Source organism: Nitriliruptor sp., from assembly GCF_040882075.1.
Taxonomy (GTDB): Bacteria; Actinomycetota; Nitriliruptoria; order Nitriliruptorales; family Nitriliruptoraceae; genus Nitriliruptor.
In genome coordinates this window covers 1-3,529 of record NZ_JBBEBZ010000111.1, presented here as the reverse complement: position 1 = coordinate 3,529, position 3,529 = coordinate 1, and the positions used below count along the sequence as shown (strand labels likewise).

At 68.4% G+C, this 3,529-nt stretch carries 5 protein-coding genes and 3 pseudogenes; 2 read left to right on the top strand and 6 right to left on the bottom strand.

The window, feature by feature from the left end:
• The 4 genes and pseudogenes from WEB03_RS06545 to WEB03_RS06530 form a co-directional block, all read right to left on the bottom strand.
• A pseudogene (locus WEB03_RS06545) lies at positions 1 to 224 on the bottom strand (hypothetical protein); the annotation flags it as partial.
• 64 nt (positions 225 to 288) lie between these two features.
• Positions 289 to 522 carry a hypothetical protein gene (locus WEB03_RS06540; protein WP_368070147.1) on the bottom strand — a complete coding sequence of 78 codons (234 nt, stop codon included), beginning with the start codon at positions 520 to 522 and terminating at the stop codon, positions 289 to 291.
• Positions 523 to 680: 158 nt separating this feature from the next.
• A complete protein-coding gene (locus WEB03_RS06535; RefSeq protein WP_368070146.1) occupies positions 681 to 1,067 on the bottom strand; it encodes a type II toxin-antitoxin system VapC family toxin in 387 nt (128 codons plus the stop codon).
• A complete protein-coding gene (locus tag WEB03_RS06530) occupies positions 1,064 to 1,618 on the bottom strand; it encodes a type II toxin-antitoxin system prevent-host-death family antitoxin (protein WP_368070145.1) in 555 nt (184 codons plus the stop codon). Before WEB03_RS06530 ends, WEB03_RS06535 begins: the two co-directional genes overlap by 4 nt.
• 136 nt (positions 1,619 to 1,754) lie before the next feature.
• Between WEB03_RS06530 and WEB03_RS06525 the strand changes: the two genes are divergently transcribed.
• Positions 1,755 to 2,042 (top strand): AbrB/MazE/SpoVT family DNA-binding domain-containing protein, encoded by a 288-nt coding sequence (locus WEB03_RS06525; protein ID WP_368070144.1) that lies wholly within the window; start codon positions 1,755 to 1,757, stop codon positions 2,040 to 2,042.
• Positions 2,039 to 2,362, top strand: coding sequence for a hypothetical protein (locus WEB03_RS06520; RefSeq protein WP_368070143.1), 324 nt, complete (start codon positions 2,039 to 2,041; stop codon positions 2,360 to 2,362). Before WEB03_RS06525 ends, WEB03_RS06520 begins: the two co-directional genes overlap by 4 nt.
• Before the next feature lie 168 nt (positions 2,363 to 2,530).
• Here WEB03_RS06520 and WEB03_RS06515 read toward each other — a convergent pair.
• Together WEB03_RS06515 and WEB03_RS06510 are read right to left on the bottom strand one after the other, a co-directional pair.
• Positions 2,531 to 3,175 (bottom strand): annotated as a pseudogene (locus tag WEB03_RS06515) (Fic family protein); the annotation flags it as partial.
• A pseudogene (locus WEB03_RS06510) lies at positions 3,166 to 3,312 on the bottom strand (Fic/DOC family N-terminal domain-containing protein); the annotation flags it as partial. The pseudogenes WEB03_RS06515 and WEB03_RS06510, both read right to left, overlap by 10 nt.
• Between the last annotated feature and the right edge of the window lie 217 nt (positions 3,313 to 3,529).

Below are 3,529 nucleotides of genomic sequence, written 5' to 3'. Positions count from 1 at the left end.
CCACCCATGTCGGTGCGGTGATCCCAGTTGTTCACGATGACCACGTGCTCGCCCGCACCCTCCTCGTGGTCGTCACCCTCCACGGCGGCGACCACGACGGCGAGGTAGGCCGTGTCGTACTGCTCCACCCGTTCCTCGGGGAGCTCGTAGGTCCCCGCCGTTGGAGAGGAACCACCGCAACCGGCGACCGCGAGAGCCACGGCTCCACAGAGCAGACGGCGCACCTGAGACTCCCACGAACGAGGGGCCGGCAGACTAGACCCGGCCCGGCGCAGCCGATCGCAGCGATCAGGTGATGGCGGTGAGCACCCCGGCGAGCGCTACGAACTGACCGGTGATGACCAGCAACAGGTCGCGCCTCCACAGCGACGTCAACCGGTGCGTCTGGTGCCCCAACGCGGCCTGGAGGTCGGTGCGGGTGATCCGCTCCTCGAGGTCGGCGACGACCAGTTCGGCCTCGCTCACACCGATCACCTCCCCGAGGTGGTCCTCCCAGGCCCGGTAGGCCTGACGTCGACTCATGGTGCCTCCTGGTGCAGTCGTTGTCGACGACGGTAGGGCGGTCCGGCGAGCACACGTGAGCCGGCAACCCCAGCGCTGTGGACGACGGGGCCGGCAGAACGAGACCCTGGTTCGCGGAAGCTCGAGCTCAGCGCGCACCGGCCCGACGAGTGCGCGCGTCAGCCCGCAGGTAGGAGCCTGACGCCTGGGTAGCGGCGCACGGCTTCGTCGACGGTCGCCACGGTGAGGTCCTCCACGACCGCTTGCGCGAGGAGCATCCGGTCGAACGGGTCGCGGTGGATCGGCTCGAGCCGGCCGACGGCGGCAGCGTGTGCAGCGGTGACGGGAAGTTCCTCGAACCCGCTGTCACCGATGGCCCGCACGAGGACAGCGGGGTCGGCGTCGAGGCGTCCGAGACCGACCTTGATGGCGATCTCCCAGACGCAGGCTGCCGACACGTACACCTGGACAGCAGGATCCTCGATGACGGCTCGCACCTGATCCGGCAAGCGCCGGTCGTCGGTGACCGCCCAGAGGAAGATGTGGGTGTCGAGCGTGAGCTTCACCCGGCGGCACCCTCGAAGCTGGCGAGCAGGTCATCCGGCAGCGGAGCATCGAAGTCGTCAGGGACGACCAGTTCGCCGGCGAGGACGCCGAGCCGCCGCGGGGCGGGGCCGTAGGGGACGAGCCGTGCCACCGGCCGGCCGTGACGGGCGATGACGACGTCGGTTCCCCCGTCCTCCACCACCCGCAGCAGGCGAGACAGGCTCGACTTCGCCTCGTGGACGTTGACGATCTCCGTCGACATAGGTGGCTCCTTCTGGACCTGGTCTAGTCTGGCCCGCCTCACCACATCCGTCAACGAACCATGGAGGACGGTCACCGCCGGCTGCTCGAGCCACCCCTGCACGATGTCGTGCGCCTCGTCGACCGGCAACGGCGAGGCGAAGATCGCAGCGCGCGTCGAGAGACGCACGAACCCGACGAGGACGTTCCAGCTGAGGACGACCGTGCTCGGGCCCGACAGCGTCCGCTCCAGCCACGGCCGCGCATCGTGATGGAGCGGCGACGACTCATCCAAGGCGTACAGCAGCAGGTTCAGGTCGAGCAGCTTCACTTGCGCAGTTCGAGCTTGCGGAGCGTTTCAGCGTCCTCGTCGCCCGCCGCGAGTGCGAGCCTCCACCAGCGCGCGCGTGACCGCATCGCCGCATCACAGGAATACGGCTACGCTGCGCTCAGCGAGGGGGCGATGGATGTCGACGGAGTTCCACCTGATGATGCAGCGGCGTGGTGTCCTCACGCTGCCCGCAGACCTTCGCAAACGGCACCACCTCGACGAGCCCGGCGCGCAGATGCGCGTGGTCGAGCGTGAGGACGGTGTCATCGAGCTGCACCCGCAACTGCCAGTCTCCGCCGACCAGGTCTGGTTCTGGTCGGCACGCTGGCAGCGGATGGAACGTGAAGCCGACGACGACATCGCCCACGGCCGTGTCGGCGAGTTCGATGACGTCGACGACTTCCTCGCCGACCTGGACGCGTGAAGTACCTCCGGACCGACAGTTTCAAGGCCGACTACCGCAGGCTCAGCGCCGCCGAGCAGGCCCTGTTCCGCCAGGCTGTCCGTGACTTCAACCGGAGCTGCGACGAGTTCGTTCGAACCCGCGATCCCTCGGTGTGGCCGGCTTCGCTGCGCGTGAAGGCTGTCCGCGGTGCTGCCGGCGTGTGGGAGATGACGTGGAGCTTCTCGGGTCCGGACGGCCGAGCGACGTGGGAGTGGGCGGACCTCGGCGGAGACGAGGACACGCAGCCGGCGGTCCGCTGGCGGCGGATCGGTGACCACCGGATCCTCAAGACACCGTGAAGCTCTACGAACTCACGGGCGGCCCTGGCGGACACACGGAAGCTGCTGTCAAGGGTGAATCCCCGACCTCGTGCCCCTGCTGGCGGAGCGGGTTCGCGACTGCGAGGGGAGGTTGTCGGCGAGCAGGCGGAAAGCGCCTCACGCTGCCGGGGTACTGGCGCCGTCGCTCTACGTGCGACCGTGGGCGATCTGTTGCGGCGCGCTCTCGGGGACGTCCACGTCGGGGTCGCTGAACAGGTGCAGGTAGGGGGTGTAGCGGAAGACGCGGTTGCGGCGTCCGCCGGTGATCTCGTCCACCATCCCGGCGCCCTGGAGTGCGTCGATGACCCGGTTGGCAGTGGCGAAGGTGACGTCCAGGGCGTCCGCCAGCACGTTGACGTTCACCAGCGGCCGCTGGAACAGGACGTCGAGGGACTTGATGCCGTTGATGCCTGCGACGTCGGCTGCGGTGGTCTGGTGGCGTTCGCGGAGGTCGACGATGGCACGGGCGGTGCCGACCGCTTCTTCGGCGGTCTCCTGCACGCCGGCGAGGAAGAAGCGCAGCCACCCTTCCCAGTCGCCATCCTCGCGGATGGCCGTCAGCCGGTCGTAGTAGCTGGCCCGGTGCCGTTGCAGGTGGTAGCTCAGGGACAGCAGGGGGCGATGCAGCACACCTCGGTGCACGAGCAGGAACGCGATGAGGAGCCGTCCGACGCGGCCGTTGCCGTCGAGGAACGGGTGGATGGTCTCGAACTGGGCATGGGCGAGGGCACACTCCACGAGCGGCGGCAACCGGTGGTCGGCGTGCAGGAGTTGACGACCTCTTCGACGTCGTCGGGTAGGCCGTGTCGGCCGGGCTCGAGCTCGTAGGCCAGCACGTCATCCAGAGTGGACTGGGTGCCCTCGATCTGTGAGGACAGCACCGCTTCTCGGCGGACGTACATCGCCACGAACAAGTCGAGGTTCGGCAGCGTGCGCCACGGCCGCTCCTTGTTGTAACTGAAGGCCGATTTCTATCATAAGTAGGTGTGTCGTCGCCCCGTACACGCAGCGACGACAATGTCGAGCACGGCATCCTGGTGGGCCAAGAAGTCGTCGAGGAGCCCTCAGTGTCGGCGTCGCGCGGGAAGCGGCTCACGCTGCCGCCCCGCCCGGCTTCACGTCGATGGTTCGCCTCAGCGACCCACA